The sequence below is a fragment of the Ruegeria sp. YTSC003 genome (assembly GCF_059609785.1).
Genome location: NZ_JBXWMK010000006.1, coordinates 95,536 through 111,327, shown reverse-complemented (window position 1 = coordinate 111,327; position 15,792 = coordinate 95,536). Strand labels below are relative to the sequence as shown.

Genomic DNA, 15,792 nt, shown 5'->3' with positions numbered 1-15,792 from the left:
AACGGAATAACATCCCTGAAAAAACTATTATCAGGTCGGCCCCCCGACCGGGAGGCAGCATGCGTCTTACTTGTCCGAATTGTGGTGCTCAGTACGAAGTGCCAGACGAGGTCATTCCCGAGGAAGGCCGCGATGTGCAGTGTTCCAACTGCGAAAAGACTTGGTTTCAGGCCAAATACCCCGAAACTGCATCTGAACCGGTAAGGCCGGAACCGCCCGCGGACGAACCCGCGGCAAAGGCGGAAACGCCAGAGATTGTCGCGAAACCTGTCGAAGAGCCCGAACCTGCCGCAGCTTCCTCGACCGGCAATGTCGACCCGGCGGTTGCCAACATCCTCAAGGAAGAAGCGGCCCGCGAAGCAGACCTGCGCGCCCACGAAGGCAACAGCCTTGAGACGCAGACCGATTTGGCTCTCGACGCGCCGCCCGAAGTGGAAAAAGCCGCCAAGGACCTGATCGCGACAGAAACCGCAAAGGATTTCGGTCAGAAAGACGCGCTGCCGGATGTCGAGGCAATCAATTCCAGCCTGCGCAGCGACGATCCCTTGCCAAAGCTGGACGAGGACATGCCCCCGCCCCGCAAGTCTGGCGGGTTCCGACGCGGATTCCTGCTGATTCTGGTTGTCGGGGTGATCCTGTTGCTGATCTACAGCAATTCTCAGAAGATTTCCGAAGCGGTGCCGCAGGCTGATCCGGTTCTCAACAGCTATGTCTCTCTGGTGGATCAGGCGCGTTTGTGGCTTGAGGCACAGACCGGGTCTGGCACCTCTCAGAACTGACTTAGATCAGAACCTCTCTAACAGGCGTTTGAGGTATTCAAGTTCGATCTGGGGGCGATCCGATTCCCCAGTCCGGCGGCGGATTTCGTCCAGCAATTCGCGGGCGCGACGATAGACATCTTCACCCTGCAACAGGTTTTCATCGGTCGAGATTGTGCCATTGGCCCCCGGGCTGCGTCCCAATGGGTCACGGTTGTCGGCTTGCATATCTCCTTCCTGCGACCCTTGGCCCGGCTGGTTCTGCTGGTTTTGGGCCAGTGCTTCGCCCAGAGATCGCATCCCCTCGCGCAGAGCCTCCATCGCTTCGGACTGTTGGTCGATTGCTTCGGCCAGATCATCGCCGCGCAGGGCTTCTTCGGCGCCCTCCATCGCGCGCCCGGCACGATCCAGCGCATCGCGCGCGGCGTCACCTTCGGGGGTTCCGGTGCCGGGCAATCCCTGCTGCTGCCGGTTCAGCTCATCGCGTAAGGCCTGTTGGCGATCTGCAAGTGACCCCTGGCCTTGCTGGCTGCCGCTGCCCTGTTCGTCAGTCCCCTGACCCTGACCGCCTTGTCCTTCGTGGCTCTGGCCCCGGCCCTGCCCACCCGAGCGGCCTTCGTTGCCCTGGCTTTCGCCGGCTTGCGCGCCGGGGTTGAACTGTTCCTGCAGATCACGGAAGGCTTGATCGCTCAGACCTTGCTGTTCGCGCAGAGTTTCGGCCAATCCTTCCATCGCCTGCTGGCCTTCGGACTGTTGCCCCTGACCCTGGCCCTGGGTGACGCGCATATTCTCCATCATCTGCTGGAACTCTTCCAGCGCTTGCTGCGCTTCGGCCATACGGCCCTGTTCCATCAGCTCTTGAATGCGGTCCATCATGCGCTGCAGGTCGTCCTGCGTCATTTGCATGGACTCACCGTCCTGACCTTGCTGGTTCTCGTCGAACTCGCCGTTTTCCTGTGCCAGACGCTGCAATTGGCGCATGTAGTCCTGCGTCGCCTCGCGCAGTTCCTGCATCAACTCGGCGATCTCTTCATCGGTGGCACCGTTTTTCATCGCCTCAGTCAGACGTTCCTGCGCGCGGCGCATGCGTTCCAGCGCGTCGGCAAGGGTGCCGTCTTCTATCAGAACGCCTAGCTCCCAAAGCGCCTCGGCGATTTCTGCCTGCTGTTCCGGTTTCAGGCCGTACTCGTTGAACATCTCCAAACGGCGCAGGATCACGCGCAGGCGCAGATAGGCAGTGTCCGACCGGAAAAGCTCTTCGGGCAAGTGCGATACCGCCCGCAGCATTTGCGAAACCCGGGTCGCGTTTTCGCGCGTCCACAGCAGATCGCGGCGCTGTTCGATCACGGCGGCGGCCAGCGGGTCAAAGAACCGGCGCGCGGGCAGCGCAGTCGCATAAGGCTCGGATTGCCCCACTTGATCCGCCGCGTCACGGGCCATCAGGGTTACTTTTACCGGCAAATGCGCCCAAGGGTGTTGTGAAAAATCCTCGATAAGATCTTCGGTGAAATCCGCCCGATCACCGGTGATCGGCATGGGCAGTTCAACCTTGATGACCTCGCGCGGCTCAGGCGCAGAGGTCAAACCATACCGGCGGTCGACCGAGGCCAGATCCAGTTCGATCACCGCCGAGCCGGAAACCACGCCATAATCATCGCTGGCAGCAAATGGCAGTTTCATCTGACCGCCGGCCTCGGACTCGGCGGAACCCGCCACGGCCACCTGTGGGCGGGTATCCGCAATGACGTTCAGCGCCCAGTCGCGGCCCGATGGGCCGTCGATTATGAACTGGCCCGAGCGTTCGACGACAAAATCCTGCTCCGGCTCGGTGGCCGCCTCAGTGCCCAAAGGCGTGGTGGTTTCAGTCAAACTGTGCGCGCCGATTTCCCCGTAGAAGCGCAAAGTGATCCGGCTGCCCTGCGGGACAGACAGTGTTGGATCGGATTGATCAGCCAGATACAGCGTCGGTAGCCCGGTGTAACGCGGCGGCTCAACCCAGCCTTCCCAGCTGGGGCCTTGCCCTGCCACGGCAGCGCCCGGCGTCATCTCAGCCACCGAGCCGATGCGCCAGAACGACCCGAACATCGCTGCGATCACCAGCGCAAGCAGTGCCGAATAACGCAGCGCATAGGGGTCGCGATCTGCCAGCCGCAAATCGGGTTTGACAGGTTCCGCCTGCGCAACACGTCGCGCCATCCTATTCTGGTGCGCGCGCCACAACGCGACGGAATCCGCGTCCATCGCGCCGATGGCCTGATCATCTATCAAAGCTTGGATAGGCCGCCCCGGCATCGCCGCATCCAGCCGCATCAGCGCTTCGGCACGTGAAGGGAAATGGAATCGCCTTGCACCAACAAACAGCGTAGCGGCCAGCCCCAACAGTGCGACAGCGCCCACGCCCCAGACGATTTCAACGCGGACCTCGTCCTGCAAACCCAGCATCAAAGCCGCCAAAATCGCCATTAAAACCGAGAAAAACGGCCAAAACGCGCGCAAAAACTGCTCGGCCACCATCCCCGCGTGCGTCAGCCACAGGGACAGTCTTGGGATCGGCAGGTTGTGTTTTGCGCGCAAGGCGGGCCTCCTGATCGGGCCCACGCGCCTATCGCGTCAAAGCCACTCAGGTATGGTATCGCGGTTTATGATTTCGTCAAAGCTTGGCCGTTCACGAATAACTGCAAATTGATCCCCGTGCACCAGAACCTCGGGGATCAGAGGTCGGGTATTGTATTCGCTGGACATCACAGCGCCATAGGCCCCGGCGCTGCGAAATGCGACCAGATCGCCCGGTGAAAGGGGCGGCATATTGCGTTCCTTGGCAAAGGTATCGCCGCTTTCGCAAACCGGGCCAACAATGTCATAGGGTTGCTGTTCGACGCCCGGAGCGGGTTCCTGCACAGCCACAATATCGTGATGCGCCTCGTACATCGCCGGGCGAATCAGGTCGTTCATCGCGCCGTCGAGGATCAGAAAATCGCGGCCCTCGCCAGATTTCACGTAGATCACCTTGCTGACCATCAGTCCGGCATTTCCCGCAATCAGGCGGCCAGGTTCGATTTCAATCTCGCAGCCCAGATGGCCCAGCGTTTTCTTGATCAACGCGCCATATTCCATCGGCAAGGGCGGTGCATCATTGGCGCGGGTGTATGGAATGCCCAACCCTCCGCCCAGATCAAGACGGCGGATGTTGTGACCCTCAGACCGCAGCTTTTCGGTAAGTTCGGCGACCTTGGTGTAGGCCAGCTCGAACGGCTCCAACTCGGTCAGTTGCGAGCCGATGTGGACGTCGATACCGATCACCTCCAGCCCAGGAAGGCTGGCTGCGTGGGCATAAACCTCAGATGCGCGGGCAATCGGGATGCCGAACTTGTTCTCAGACTTGCCAGTCGCGATTTTGGCGTGGGTTTTTGCGTCAACATCAGGATTCACCCGAACGGTGATCGGTGCAACCACGCCCAGTTCCAAAGCGATGACGTTGATCACTTCCATCTCAGGCTCGGATTCAACATTGAACTGGCGGATACCGCCGCTCAGCGCAGCGCGAATCTCATCCGCGGTCTTGCCAACACCCGAGAACACGATCTTGTCGCCCGGCACGCCCGCCGCCTTGGCACGCAGGTATTCCCCGCCCGAGACCACGTCCATTCCCGCACCGGCCTGTGCCAGCGTCTTCAGGATCGCCTGATTGCTGGCCGCCTTCATCGCATAGCAGACCAGATGATCCATGCCGTCCAGCGCATCGTCGAACAGTTGGAAATGCCGCAATAGCGTCGCGGTGGAGTACACATAGAACGGTGTTCCGACCGCAGCTGCGATTTCGGAAATCGGGACATCCTCGGCGTATAGCGCGCCGTCGCGGTAGAGAAAGTGATCCATGACTGCGCGCTTAGACCAAAATGGCCACGCGGATCAATGGATTCCGCGCAAGATCAGTTCGATGTGGAAACACCGACCCGGCCATAGCCCGAGATCTTGATGCCGTTCCCGGTTGATGTCTCTGCGGGCTCAGGGCGGGGTTTATATGTTGGGTCGCAGGCCGCCAGTACGACTAGCGAGAGGATCAGGCCGATGATTTTCATTGTCTTGACTTCTATTTTGAATTTGGCGCTCGGCCACTATGCTGCTCAATTAGGCACGGTAATTCGAGATTGCTATCGACGATTACAGCCCCAGGAAAACGCCGAGCCCGCCGCGTCGCAGACCGACCCCGACACCGCCATAGGTGCCGCTGCTGCCGACACCGATATTTGCGCTCATCGTGGGTTGGATGGGTTCGCCGTCCGCTCCGCAGCCGACCAGAAGAGCCCCGGCCGAAATAAGAAGCACCACACGTAGTATCCGCATCACACCAGCGCCTTCCACCGCTTGACCTGGGCACGCACCTGATCCGGCGCGGTGCCACCATAAGACTGGCGTGAGTTTACCGAATTTTCGACGGTAAGGACAGAATAGACATTGTCGGTGATGTCCGCATGGACCGATTGCATGTCTTCCAGCGTCAGATCAGGCAGGTCACAACCCTTGCTTTCCGCCATGGCGACCAGCGATCCGGTAACGTGGTGCGCGTCGCGGAACGGCAGACCCAGCACACGGACCAGCCAATCGGCCAGATCGGTCGCAGTCGAAAAACCAGACCCTGCGGCGGCAGCAAGGCTTTCGCGGTTGGCCGTCATGTCCTTGACCATGCCTTCCATCGCGGCCAGAGCAAGCATCCAGTTGTCTGCGGCATCAAAGACCTGTTCCTTGTCTTCCTGCATGTCCTTGGAATACGCCAGCGGCAATCCCTTCATAACCATCATCAGCGCAGTATTGGCGCCGTAAATCCGACCCACTTTGGCACGGATCAGTTCTGCGGCATCAGGGTTCTTTTTCTGCGGCATGATTGACGAACCGGTCGAGAACCGATCGGACAGCGTAACAAACCGGAACTGAGCCGAAGACCAGATGACCAGCTCTTCGGCAAAGCGCGACAGGTGCACAGCGCAGATTGAGGCGGTCGACAGGAACTCGAGCGCGAAATCACGGTCGCTGACCGCATCCAGTGAGTTGGCGGCGGGGCGGTCAAAGCCCAGCGCCTCAGCCGTCATCTGACGATCGATGGGGAAGGACGTTCCAGCCAGCGCGGCTGCACCCAAGGGGGATTCGTTCATCCGGGCGCGGGCATCGCGAACGCGGGACAGGTCGCGGCCAAACATCTCGACATAGGCCATCATGTGATGGCCCCATGTGACGGGCTGCGCAACCTGCAAATGGGTAAAGCCGGGCATGACCCAATCAGCACCAGCCTCAGCCTGCGCCAAAAGCGCGCGGATCAGGGCCAGCAGGCCGGATTCAGCCGCATCAAACTGATCGCGGACCCATAGTTTGAAATCGGTCGCCACCTGATCATTGCGCGACCGGCCTGTGTGCAAACGGCCTGCGGGTTCGCCAATCACCTCTTTCAGGCGCGCCTCGACATTCATGTGGATGTCTTCCAGCGCGGTCGAGAACTGAAATTCTCCGTTCTGGATTTCTGACAAAACGGTGAGCAGCCCTTCCCGAATAGCCTGCGCATCACTATCAGTAATAACACCTGTGGCAGCCAGCATGGCGGCATGGGCACGCGAGCCTGCAATGTCCTGGGCTGCCATCCGCTGATCGAACCCGATCGAGGCATTGATCGCCTCCATGATCGCGTCTGGACCGGCGGCAAAGCGGCCGCCCCACATCTGGTTCGAAGATTGATCGGTCATGTAAGAAAACCCGGAGTTGATATGCGCCTATTTCGTCTGATCCCCCTTTATATGGCCCTCGCGTTGGGTGCAAACGCGGCTTTGGCCACGGATGCCGAAACTCTGGCACCGCTCCGGGAGGACTCCTTAAAACGGCTGATCCTGCACAAAGAGCCAAAGCCAGTCGAAGCAGTTGAATTTCAGCTTGAGGATGACGGCGGCACCGCGACACTTGCGGATTACAAGGGCAAATATGTTCTGTTGAACTTCTGGGCCACTTGGTGTGCGCCGTGCCGCAAGGAAATGCCCCAGATCGCCGAGCTGCAAGAAGAATTCGGCGGCGACAAGTTCGAGGTCGTGACACTGGCCACAGGGCGTAACTCGCCAGCCGGGATCAAGAAGTTTTTCGAGGAAAACGGCATCGACAACCTGCCACGTCATCAGGACCCCCAATCGGCAGTTGCACGCAAAATGGGCGTGATCGCCCTGCCAATCACTGTCATTCTCGACCCCGACGGCAACGAGATTGCCCGCCTGATCGGAGATGCCGAGTGGAATTCGGACAGCGCCAAGGCCATCGTTTCAACCCTTGTCGAGGGCAACAGCTGAAGCATCAGGCCTTCCTGAACGTTTTGTGTTATGCTGAAACCGGCCCAGATGGGCCGGTTTTCGTTTGCAACCTGAAGGAAGGGGAGACGACGATGAAACCGGTAGTTCTGTTGATTGGAAAATTGCCCAACGTGATCGGTGATGTTGCGCGTCAATTGGATCACCTTCCGATCCAATGGCTTGGCGCGCATGATCAGGAAGAAGTCAAACGGCAGCTGGACGAAGAGCCGCGCATCGCCTGCGCGATCATGGGTGCCGGTCTCGATGACAGGATACGCGGCGAGATGGTGGGAATCATCGCGGCGCGCAGGCCCGATATCTGTATCCACCTAAAGGATCGCGCCTCGGGGTCGGACGGATTGGTGCCGTTTGTCCAGCGAGTTGTCCAGTATGAGGTTCTGGACAGTCTGGAACATAGCTGACGCGACGCCACCTTTGACAGCCTGCCTGCCGCTTTGCACTCTGCCGCGCAGGAGGACGGAATGCCGCTTGAAATTCTATTGGTTCTGGTGGTCGGAGGCATCGCCGGGATAACCCTGTTGCTGCACCTGACAGGCAGATCCCGATTGCGCGTGCTATCGCCCGAATTGGCGTGGTCAGAATGGCTGCGTCATGCGCCGGATGATTCGATCATCGATGTCACCGTTGCACATGACGGGCACGCGGCCCTGATCCGAACCGAAACAGGAAATGGTCTGCTGTGGTCTTTTGGTGCAGACACCGTTGCCCGGCACCTGCTGGACTTTGATCTGCTGGATCACCCGCAAGGGTTCCAGGTTCAATTCCACGACTTCGGAACGCCCAAAGCCATAATCCACCTTGACGAACGCGAACGCCGCCACTGGCAGCACCTGATGGAGCCCGCATGACCGACCACGTGACTTTCCCGGACGCCGTGCAGTGGGCCGTCCCCTTTTTCATAGCTGCTATTCTGGCCGAGTTTCTGTGGATCGCCGTCAAAGGACGCGGCGGCCGCTATGAGACGCGGGACGCTGTTACATCGCTGATCATGGGAGCTGGCAACATCGCATCCGGCTTTCTGTTGGGGTTTATCGCCTATGCATTCTTCATGTGGCTGTGGCAGATCACGCCGTTGAACCTGGGCACCTCTATCCCCGTTATCCTTCTGTGCTTTGTGCTGGATGATTTCCGCTATTACTGGGTGCACCGCTTTGGTCACCGCATTCGCTGGGTCTGGGCCAGCCACGTGAACCACCACAGCTCGCAACACTACAACCTGACCACCGCCCTGCGTCAGACATGGACCTATACGTTTACCTTCATGATGGTGGTTCGCGCGCCTTTGATCCTATTGGGTTTCCATCCGGCGATGGTGTTGTTCGTCGGTGGTCTGAACCTGATCTACCAATTCTGGATTCATACTGAAGCCATCGGCAAGATGCCCCGCTGGTTTGAGGCGGTGATGAACACGCCCAGCCACCACCGCGCCCATCATGGTCGCAATGCACGCTACCTGGACTGCAACTATGCCGGCGTTTTCATCATCTGGGACAAGCTGTTCGGGACCTTCGTGCCGGAACAGGAAGACGACCGCGTCGACTATGGGCTGGTTCACAATATCGGCACCTTCAACCCACTGCGTGTGGCCTTTCACGAATGGGTTGGAATTTGGCGCGACGCGACACAACCGGGCCTGACGATGCGTCAGCGACTGGCGTATTGCTTTGCCCCCCCCGGCTACAGCCATGATGGCAGCCGGGACAATTCCGAACAGATTAAAGCCAAGCATCTGGACCGCCACCCGGAAGATCGTGGAACGCCAGGATTCGAACAATTCGACACCAAACAGCCCAATACGCAGGCAAAACAGGCCTGATGCCGCCGACCTATCCGACCTGATTCTTGAAATCCGGCCCTCGCGTCCCATATCCAATCGATGTGTGCAGTGCGAGTAACCGGAGGCAACATGACCAGACTGACAACCCTTTCCACCGTTATGGGCCTTACCGGAGTGGTGCTCGCTATGTTGACGGCGTTGGCTGGAGGTGCGACGGGGATCGTCGCGTTGGGCTTTGGCATGATGCTTTTGGGCTTCATGGGTGCGCTGGTCGGTGGCTTTGCAGCGCTGGGACGCATCTGGGAAACGACACGGTAACCCAAGCCTGACCTTAAACAATTGCGTTTGTCTTAACCGCAGATTCATACCTTTCCTCTGAAATCGTCACCAGACCGGCGGCGCTAAAGGAAACGGGTTGTACATGCGGAAGAAGGTACTGGCAGATTTGCCCGAAGGTGGGGACAGCCCCTTGAACGCGGCTGTCAAATCCCGCGATGCCTCGACGATTGAAATGGCGACCGAAGCGGTGAAGCACAAACAGTGCAAACTGGCCTTTCAACCGGTGATGCAGGCGAACAGGCCGCATGACGTGGCCTTCTACGAAGGCTTCATCAGAGTGCTGGACGAAACCGGTCGGGTCATCCCCGCGCGCGAGTTCATGCCACAACTGGAAAACACTCCAATCGGGCGCGAGCTGGACTGTGTCGCGCTTGAAATGGGATTGCGGACGCTGACCAAAAACCCCGACATTCGCCTGTCCATCAACATGTCAGCCCGATCGATCGGTTACGCGCGATGGTCACGTGTGCTGGAGCGGTTTTTGAAGAAAGATGCCAATATCGGCGAAAGGCTGATTTTGGAAATCTCAGAAAGCTCGGCCATGACGGTGCCTGAGCTGGTGATCGATTTCATGGACCGTCTGCAGCCGCGCGGTATCGCCTTTGCGCTTGATGATTTTGGGGCAAGCAATTTCAGCTTTCGAAATTTTCGCGAGTTTTTCTTTGATGCCGCCAAGATCGACGGCCAATTCATCCACGGAATCGGCGAAAATCCGGACAATCAGGCGCTGGTGCGGGCCTTGATCGCCGTGGCGCGGGAATTCGAGATTCTGGTGACCGCCGAATCAGTCGAAACACAGAAGGATGCCGAATTCCTTATCGCCAACGGCGTCGACTGCCTGCAGGGGTTCCTGTTTGGCGCCCCTACCGTTTCCGCCCCGTGGAAGGCGGAAAAGCGCAAACATACAGCCAGTTAGAGTGATTTATCCGGTCCACGCCCGACCTGAGGCAAGCTGACCGTTGCTGCAACTGCAGCGTTGCGCTATGCCATGTGGAGTTGGAGCGGGGAACATGAGGCGCTCTTACTGCCACAGAGTTATCTTTGTGCGATCCGCGCCGTCGAATATCCCGCAGGACCTTGACGGTAAAGGATTGTCTAAATGACCAACGTAGTAATCGCATCCGCCGCGCGTACCGGAGTGGGCAGCTTTGGCGGCTCGTTTGCAAACACACCAGCGCATGATCTTGGGGCCGCCGTACTGGAGGCCGTAGTAGAACGCGCAGGCGTGGAAAAGGGCGAAGTCAGCGAAACCATTCTGGGACAGGTGCTGACGGCAGCTCAGGGTCAGAACCCCGCCCGTCAGGCACATATCAACGCCGGTCTGCCACAGGAAAGCGCAGCATGGGGCCTCAACCAGGTTTGCGGCTCTGGTCTGCGGGCCGTTGCTTTGGGTGCTCAGCACATCCAACTGGGCGACGCTGATATCGTGGCTGCCGGTGGTCAGGAAAACATGACCCTTTCGCCCCACGCCGCCGCTCTGCGTGCAGGTCAAAAGATGGGCGACATGAAGTACATCGACACGATGATCCGCGATGGTCTGTGGGATGCTTTCAATGGCTATCACATGGGCCAGACCGCTGAAAACGTCGCCGAGAAATGGCAGATCAGCCGTGACATGCAGGACGAATTCGCCGTCGCGTCGCAGAACAAGGCTGAAGCCGCGCAAAAGGCTGGCAAGTTCGCCGACGAAATCACCCCCTTTACCATCAAGACCCGCAAGGGCGACATCGTGATGGACGCTGACGAGTACATTCGCCATGGCGCCACCATGGAAGCGATGGCAAAGCTGCGCCCGGCCTTCACCAAGGACGGTTCGGTCACGGCCGCAAACGCATCCGGCCTGAATGACGGCGCGGCGGCGACCCTGCTAATGTCCGCCGAAAATGCTGAAAAGCGCGGAATCGAGCCACTGGGCCGTATCGCATCCTATGCAACCGCCGGTCTGGACCCGTCGATCATGGGCGTAGGCCCGATCTACGCTTCGCGCAAAGCGCTGGAAAAAGCGGGCTGGTCCGTTGACGATCTGGATCTGGTCGAGGCGAACGAAGCGTTTGCCGCACAGGCCTGCGCCGTGAATAAGGACATGGGCTGGGATCCGTCGATCGTGAACGTGAACGGCGGCGCCATTGCCATCGGTCACCCGATCGGCGCTTCGGGCTGCCGCGTTCTGAACACGCTGCTCTTCGAAATGAAACGCCGCGACGCGAAGAAAGGTCTCGCCACTCTCTGCATCGGCGGCGGCATGGGCGTCGCCCTGTGCGTGGAGCGCGACTAAGTGCTTTGACAAGCGAATAGAAAAGGGCGTCCCTTGGGCGCCCTTTTTTGTTACATTGGGGCCTTAACCCAAAGATGCGACGATATTGCCACGCGGAATTTAGAAAATCATGACGAAACAATATTGCGCACGATCACCTCTCAAAGTAACAGCATTACCAAGACGACTTTAATTGGAGGATTCCTAAATGGCACGTACAGCACTCGTTACCGGCGGCTCCCGCGGCATCGGCGCAGCAATTTCCAAGGCGCTCAAGGCCGAAGGGTACAATGTTGCAGCCACCTATGCGGGGAACGACGAAGCCGCCGCGAAGTTCACCGAAGAGACCGGCATCGCCACCTACAAGTGGAACGTCGCTGATTATGACGAATCCAAAGCCGGAATTGAAAAAGTCGAAGCCGAGGTTGGCGCGATCGACATCGTGGTTGCAAACGCGGGCATCACTCGCGACGCACCCTTCCACAAGATGACCCCCGAACAGTGGCACCAGGTCATCGACACCAACCTGACCGGCGTGTTCAACACCGTGCACCCCGTCTGGAACGGCATGCGCGAGCGTAAGTTCGGTCGTGTCATCGTCATCAGCTCGATCAATGGTCAGAAGGGCCAGTTCGCTCAGGTGAACTATGCCGCGACTAAAGCAGGCGATCTGGGTATCGTGAAATCGCTGGCGCAAGAAGGCGCGCGTGCAGGCATTACCGCCAACGCGATCTGCCCCGGCTATATCGCAACCGAGATGGTGATGGCTGTTCCCGAAAAAGTCCGCGAATCCATTATCGGCCAGATCCCAGCAGGTCGCCTGGGTGAGCCCGAAGAAATCGCGCGCTGCGTGGCGTTCCTGGCATCCGACGATTCTCAGTTCATCAATGGCTCGACCATCTCGGCCAACGGTGCGCAATTCTTCGTCTGATCTGAAGCGTAGAAAAGACAACGGGCCGGTCCATTTCGGACCGGCCCTTATTTATCCCGTAAGAACGCGCGCGCTGCGCTCAGCGGGAACCGAATAGCCACATAAGTGCGTGTTTGATCATCTTGCCACGTTCAGCATGGGCCCGCTGAAAGGCGCGGGCAGCTGCGGGGTTGGTCGTCATTTCGATCATGGCAGTCTTCCTTTCAGTTCAGCTGCGTTTGACTTGAACCCAATATGCGCCATATAAATCAAGACGGCAAACGAGCTTTCTTTGGGTTTCAGTTAAGATTTTCTTGTGTATTTATGAGCGACTATCTTCCCCCGCTAACCGCCCTGCGCGCCTTTGACGCCGCAGCACGCCACATGTCCTTTGCCAAAGCCGCAGAGGAGTTGCGCGTGACCCCGGCAGCCCTGTCTTTCCAGATAAAATCACTGGAGGAACATCTGGGCCGGCCCTTGTTTCACCGCTTGAACCGCGCTGTTGAGCTGACCGAGGCCGGACGCGCCCTTGCCCCCGGCGCGGCCGATGGATTCGCCGCATTGCAGACGGCGTGGCAAGCTGCGCGCCGACAGGGCAACGATACCTCGCTGACCGTGACAGCAGGCCCGGCGCTGACAGCCAAGTGGCTGGCACCGCGCCTGTATGAATTTGCAAGGGCGCATCCCGAAATTGATCTCAAGTTCTCGGCAACATTGCGGATCATGGACCTTGAACGTGATGACGTGGATGTCGCCATTCGGTTTGGTTATGGTGGCGATGAAGGGCTGTATTCCCTACAAGTTCGCAAGGAATGGCTGACCCCGGTGATGACACCAGATCTGGCCGAGCAATTCCCCACCCCCGACAGCCTGCGGTATGCACCATTGATCTTCGACGATTCGATTGCGTTCCTGCAACCGCCCAGCGATTGGCCGACCTGGTTTCGCGCGGTCGGAGTGGATTATGCCCCAACGCATGGGGCGCATTTTTCGAACGCAGACCACGCAATTGATGCTGCGGTTGCGGGCGTGGGCGTGGTACTGGGTCGCCGGGCTATGATCTTGAAGGACCTTACCGAGGGGCGTCTTGTTGCCCCTTTCAAGACGGCTATCGAAACACAAGGCCGGTTTCGGTTTCTGTGCTTGCCAGGTGCAGAAGACAGACCCCAGATCGCCGCTTTCCGCGACTGGTTCATGGCCGAAATTGAAAAGACCGCGCATATCTCGGACGAATTCAACATTATTCCGGTAGAAGAAGTTCAAAGCCCATGACCAAATCGCGCGCTACAGCCATCGGGTTTGCCGCCGTCTTGCTGTGGTCGCTGCTCGCCTTGTTCACAGTCGGGTCATCCCCCACGCCGCCATTATTGCTGAATGCAATCTGCTTTTCTATTGGTGGAACACTTGGTCTGATCTGGACTTGGCGCAGCGGTGGGTTGCGGCAATTGCGGGACGTGCCGTGGACCACCTATCTGTTCGGCACCATCGGGTTGTTCGGCTATCACGCGCTATATTTCTCGGCCCTGCGCATAGCTCCGGCGGCCGAGGCTGGTTTGATCGCATATCTCTGGCCATTGCTCATTGTGCTGTTTTCCGGACTTTTACCGGGCGAACACCTGCGCATCGGACATTTGTTCGGCGCGTGCCTTGGGTTCGCAGGGGCCGCCGTGATCATTGCCAGGGGTGGCAGCACCGGGTTTCAGACCGACCACCTGCCAGGCTACGCGTTGGCCTTTTTATGCGCGCTGACATGGTCTGGATACTCGGTCCTGTCGCGTCGGCTGGGCGATACACCAACCAGCTCTGTCGCCGTTTTCTGCATTGCGACTGCCATCGCGTCCGCCGCGCTGCACCTAGCTGTCGAAGATACCGTCTGGCCTGACAGTGCCTTTGGCTGGGCGTCAGTGATCGCCCTAGGTCTGGGGCCGGTGGGGTTGGCGTTCTATGTCTGGGATATTGGGGTCAAGCAAGGCGACATACAACTCTTGGGGACGGCGTCGTACGCGGCACCCTTGTTGTCTACGCTAGCTTTGGTTGTGGCCGGGATCGCCGCCCCGACCTGGGGTCTGGCGATCGCGGCCCTTTTGATTACTGGCGGCGCGGCCATTGCCGCGCGGGCGAGTATGAAAACCTAGGCTGACAGGCGTTCGATCTCTTCTTTTAGCCTTAGTTTTTGTTTTTTGAGTTGAGCAATATGGAGATCATCGATGCCTGGCGCGCGTTGGGCTTGTTCAACTTCAAGACCGAGGTTTTCGTGCTTTTTCTTCAGTTCGGTCAGATGTGCGCTCACGCTCATGGCGATACTCCTTCGTTGGTGTCTCAGGTTCACGTAAGAAGTTGACCACATCGTTTCCAGCCTGTCACGCCGCAGACGCACAGAATCTGTAATAAATCCGACAAATTCGGCTGGTTAATGCCTATTGATCAGAAAACCCCGGCAGCGAGGCCCCTTTGCGCAATACGTCTGAGACCTTTGGCGTATAGCTTTCCCCATCACGTTCGTGCCGATCCCCATCGTGTAATACGACTGGCGCACGCAGCTGAAAATCGGCGCGCCCACCCTTTCTGGCCCGTAAAATTACCAATTCTGCCTTGCGACCGGCTCTGGCGGCCAGTGGCAGGATTTCCGCCGATCCCAACCGCCCTTCGCATGCCATCAATATGTCGGGAAGACGGTTGGCTTTCTGGATCATATGCAAGTACCCACGAGGCGCGAGGCGCTTGGCCGCGCAGTCAATCCATGTCTCCAAAGGCGTTTGCTCGCCCAACGCAATACTACGCCCGGTGTCATCGGCCGGGCTATGCGCGCCAGCGCGGTAATAAGGCGGGTTTGCGAGTACATGATCGAATTGCCGCTGTTTGAGCGTAGCTGGCAATGCACTGATATCGGCCTCGACTACCTCTAGCGGCGCGCCATTTTCCGCGGCGTTTCGGCGTGCCAATTCTGCATAGCTTGCCTGTAACTCGACCCCAACGGCCTGCAGACCCGGCACACGGGCCAGCAGGCACAGGATCGCGGCACCCGCGCCGCAGCCCAATTCCAGCACAGTGTGACCACGTGTCGCCGGGACCGCCGCTGCCAGCAGAACCGGGTCAACACCTGCACGATACCCTGCGCGTGGCTGACACAAACGCACACGCCCGCCCAGAAAGTCATTTTTGGTCAATTCACTATCGGAAAACAGGTTCATCTGCCCAGCGGGATTTCGTTGTCACGCATTACTCGTTCTGCGCGGGTCAGGTCGTCGGCTCGCACCATCAGGCGGCGCGGAAAGATTCCTATGCCTCCTTCGAGGATGCTCATATTTACGTCCATCTGAAAGCAGTCTATATCCTCGCCCTCAAGAAGGGCAGAAGCAAAGGCCAGAATCGTCGGATCGGTGCTGCGCAAAAGTTCTTTCATGGGGATGGAT

Annotated in this window: 19 protein-coding genes; 11 read left to right on the top strand and 8 right to left on the bottom strand. The window is 58.7% G+C overall.

Annotation, left to right across the window (positions count from 1 at the left end; translation table 11 throughout):
- The first annotated feature begins 59 nt into the window (after positions 1-59).
- The gene (locus AC2FFH_RS12925; RefSeq protein ID WP_496844545.1) at positions 60-779 is read left to right on the top strand and encodes a zinc-ribbon domain-containing protein; all 720 of its coding nucleotides are present in this window, start codon (positions 60-62) and stop codon (positions 777-779) included.
- A gap of 6 nt (positions 780-785) precedes the next feature.
- On the opposite strand, the gene AC2FFH_RS12920 is transcribed toward AC2FFH_RS12925, so the two are convergent.
- The 5 genes from AC2FFH_RS12920 to argH all read right to left on the bottom strand — a co-directional run bounded on the left by AC2FFH_RS12920 (position 786) and on the right by argH (position 6,490).
- Positions 786-3,332, bottom strand: coding sequence for a TIGR02302 family protein (locus tag AC2FFH_RS12920; RefSeq protein ID WP_496844543.1), 2,547 nt, complete (start codon positions 3,330-3,332; stop codon positions 786-788).
- Positions 3,333-3,368: 36 nt separating this feature from the next.
- Positions 3,369-4,634 (bottom strand): diaminopimelate decarboxylase, encoded by a 1,266-nt coding sequence (gene lysA, locus AC2FFH_RS12915; protein WP_496844542.1) that lies wholly within the window; start codon positions 4,632-4,634, stop codon positions 3,369-3,371.
- A gap of 53 nt (positions 4,635-4,687) precedes the next feature.
- Positions 4,688-4,837 carry a hypothetical protein gene (locus AC2FFH_RS12910; RefSeq protein WP_186437433.1) on the bottom strand — a complete coding sequence of 50 codons (150 nt, stop codon included), beginning with the start codon at positions 4,835-4,837 and terminating at the stop codon, positions 4,688-4,690.
- A gap of 82 nt (positions 4,838-4,919) precedes the next feature.
- A complete protein-coding gene (locus tag AC2FFH_RS12905; RefSeq protein ID WP_496725811.1) occupies positions 4,920-5,102 on the bottom strand; it encodes an argininosuccinate lyase in 183 nt (60 codons plus the stop codon).
- Positions 5,102-6,490, bottom strand: a complete 1,389-nt coding sequence (gene argH, locus AC2FFH_RS12900) for an argininosuccinate lyase (RefSeq protein WP_496725810.1) — start codon at positions 6,488-6,490, stop codon at positions 5,102-5,104. Before argH ends, AC2FFH_RS12905 begins: the two co-directional genes overlap by 1 nt.
- A 21-nt stretch (positions 6,491-6,511) precedes the next feature.
- Here argH and AC2FFH_RS12895 point away from each other — a divergent pair, with 21 nt between their 5' ends.
- The 10 genes from AC2FFH_RS12895 to yddG all read left to right on the top strand — a co-directional run bounded on the left by AC2FFH_RS12895 (position 6,512) and on the right by yddG (position 14,514).
- Complete coding sequence (locus AC2FFH_RS12895; RefSeq protein ID WP_058273552.1) at positions 6,512-7,078, top strand: TlpA disulfide reductase family protein; 567 nt, start codon at positions 6,512-6,514, stop codon at positions 7,076-7,078.
- Between the two features lie 92 nt (positions 7,079-7,170).
- On the top strand, positions 7,171-7,500 hold the full coding sequence (locus AC2FFH_RS12890) for a hypothetical protein (protein WP_496767571.1): 330 nt from the start codon (positions 7,171-7,173) through the stop codon (positions 7,498-7,500).
- Between the two features lie 60 nt (positions 7,501-7,560).
- Complete coding sequence (locus AC2FFH_RS12885; RefSeq protein ID WP_496756477.1) at positions 7,561-7,947, top strand: hypothetical protein; 387 nt, start codon at positions 7,561-7,563, stop codon at positions 7,945-7,947.
- Complete coding sequence (locus AC2FFH_RS12880; RefSeq protein WP_058278810.1) at positions 7,944-8,915, top strand: sterol desaturase family protein; 972 nt, start codon at positions 7,944-7,946, stop codon at positions 8,913-8,915. The genes AC2FFH_RS12885 and AC2FFH_RS12880 overlap by 4 nt, the downstream gene beginning before the upstream one ends.
- A 90-nt stretch (positions 8,916-9,005) precedes the next feature.
- Complete coding sequence (locus tag AC2FFH_RS12875) at positions 9,006-9,194, top strand: hypothetical protein (RefSeq protein WP_113792041.1); 189 nt, start codon at positions 9,006-9,008, stop codon at positions 9,192-9,194.
- Positions 9,195-9,297: 103 nt separating this feature from the next.
- Positions 9,298-10,131 carry an EAL domain-containing protein gene (locus AC2FFH_RS12870; RefSeq protein WP_496767573.1) on the top strand — a complete coding sequence of 278 codons (834 nt, stop codon included), beginning with the start codon at positions 9,298-9,300 and terminating at the stop codon, positions 10,129-10,131.
- A 183-nt stretch (positions 10,132-10,314) separates the two neighbouring features.
- The gene (locus tag AC2FFH_RS12865) at positions 10,315-11,490 is read left to right on the top strand and encodes an acetyl-CoA C-acetyltransferase (protein WP_496767575.1); all 1,176 of its coding nucleotides are present in this window, start codon (positions 10,315-10,317) and stop codon (positions 11,488-11,490) included.
- A 187-nt stretch (positions 11,491-11,677) separates the two neighbouring features.
- Positions 11,678-12,400, top strand: a complete 723-nt coding sequence (phbB, locus tag AC2FFH_RS12860; protein WP_109312925.1) for an acetoacetyl-CoA reductase — start codon at positions 11,678-11,680, stop codon at positions 12,398-12,400.
- 303 nt (positions 12,401-12,703) lie between these two features.
- The gene (locus AC2FFH_RS12855) at positions 12,704-13,651 is read left to right on the top strand and encodes a transcriptional regulator GcvA (RefSeq protein WP_496844540.1); all 948 of its coding nucleotides are present in this window, start codon (positions 12,704-12,706) and stop codon (positions 13,649-13,651) included.
- Positions 13,648-14,514 carry an aromatic amino acid exporter YddG gene (gene yddG, locus AC2FFH_RS12850; RefSeq protein ID WP_496844539.1) on the top strand — a complete coding sequence of 289 codons (867 nt, stop codon included), beginning with the start codon at positions 13,648-13,650 and terminating at the stop codon, positions 14,512-14,514. Before AC2FFH_RS12855 ends, yddG begins: the two co-directional genes overlap by 4 nt.
- On the opposite strand, the gene AC2FFH_RS12845 is transcribed toward yddG, so the two are convergent.
- The 3 genes from AC2FFH_RS12845 to AC2FFH_RS12835 form a co-directional block, all read right to left on the bottom strand.
- Entirely contained in the window at positions 14,511-14,675 is a 165-nt protein-coding gene (locus tag AC2FFH_RS12845) for a YdcH family protein (protein ID WP_282152494.1), read from the bottom strand. The genes yddG and AC2FFH_RS12845 overlap by 4 nt on opposite strands.
- Positions 14,676-14,796: 121 nt before the next feature.
- Positions 14,797-15,570, bottom strand: a complete 774-nt coding sequence (locus AC2FFH_RS12840) for a tRNA1(Val) (adenine(37)-N6)-methyltransferase (protein WP_496844538.1) — start codon at positions 15,568-15,570, stop codon at positions 14,797-14,799.
- A complete protein-coding gene (locus AC2FFH_RS12835) occupies positions 15,567-15,782 on the bottom strand; it encodes a putative signal transducing protein (RefSeq protein ID WP_037316655.1) in 216 nt (71 codons plus the stop codon). Before AC2FFH_RS12835 ends, AC2FFH_RS12840 begins: the two co-directional genes overlap by 4 nt.
- Positions 15,783-15,792 lie beyond the last annotated feature (10 nt).

Bases quoted from the DNA above. Each gene is read 5' to 3' on its own strand.
- AC2FFH_RS12925 (WP_496844545.1), top strand. From the start codon at position 60: ATGCGTCTTACTTGTCCGAATTGTGGTGCTCAGTACGAAGTGCCAGAC.
- lysA (WP_496844542.1), bottom strand. From the start codon at position 4,634: ATGGATCACTTTCTCTACCGCGACGGCGCGCTATACGCCGAGGATGTC.
- AC2FFH_RS12910 (WP_186437433.1), bottom strand. From the start codon at position 4,837: ATGAAAATCATCGGCCTGATCCTCTCGCTAGTCGTACTGGCGGCCTGC.
- AC2FFH_RS12905 (WP_496725811.1), bottom strand. From the start codon at position 5,102: ATGCGGATACTACGTGTGGTGCTTCTTATTTCGGCCGGGGCTCTTCTG.
- argH (WP_496725810.1), bottom strand. From the start codon at position 6,490: ATGACCGATCAATCTTCGAACCAGATGTGGGGCGGCCGCTTTGCCGCC.
- AC2FFH_RS12895 (WP_058273552.1), top strand. From the start codon at position 6,512: ATGCGCCTATTTCGTCTGATCCCCCTTTATATGGCCCTCGCGTTGGGT.
- AC2FFH_RS12890 (WP_496767571.1), top strand. From the start codon at position 7,171: ATGAAACCGGTAGTTCTGTTGATTGGAAAATTGCCCAACGTGATCGGT.
- AC2FFH_RS12885 (WP_496756477.1), top strand. From the start codon at position 7,561: ATGCCGCTTGAAATTCTATTGGTTCTGGTGGTCGGAGGCATCGCCGGG.
- AC2FFH_RS12880 (WP_058278810.1), top strand. From the start codon at position 7,944: ATGACCGACCACGTGACTTTCCCGGACGCCGTGCAGTGGGCCGTCCCC.
- AC2FFH_RS12875 (WP_113792041.1), top strand. From the start codon at position 9,006: ATGACCAGACTGACAACCCTTTCCACCGTTATGGGCCTTACCGGAGTG.
- AC2FFH_RS12870 (WP_496767573.1), top strand. From the start codon at position 9,298: ATGCGGAAGAAGGTACTGGCAGATTTGCCCGAAGGTGGGGACAGCCCC.
- AC2FFH_RS12865 (WP_496767575.1), top strand. From the start codon at position 10,315: ATGACCAACGTAGTAATCGCATCCGCCGCGCGTACCGGAGTGGGCAGC.
- phbB (WP_109312925.1), top strand. From the start codon at position 11,678: ATGGCACGTACAGCACTCGTTACCGGCGGCTCCCGCGGCATCGGCGCA.
- AC2FFH_RS12855 (WP_496844540.1), top strand. From the start codon at position 12,704: ATGAGCGACTATCTTCCCCCGCTAACCGCCCTGCGCGCCTTTGACGCC.
- yddG (WP_496844539.1), top strand. From the start codon at position 13,648: ATGACCAAATCGCGCGCTACAGCCATCGGGTTTGCCGCCGTCTTGCTG.
- AC2FFH_RS12845 (WP_282152494.1), bottom strand. From the start codon at position 14,675: ATGAGCGTGAGCGCACATCTGACCGAACTGAAGAAAAAGCACGAAAAC.
- AC2FFH_RS12840 (WP_496844538.1), bottom strand. From the start codon at position 15,570: ATGAACCTGTTTTCCGATAGTGAATTGACCAAAAATGACTTTCTGGGC.
- AC2FFH_RS12835 (WP_037316655.1), bottom strand. From the start codon at position 15,782: ATGAAAGAACTTTTGCGCAGCACCGATCCGACGATTCTGGCCTTTGCT.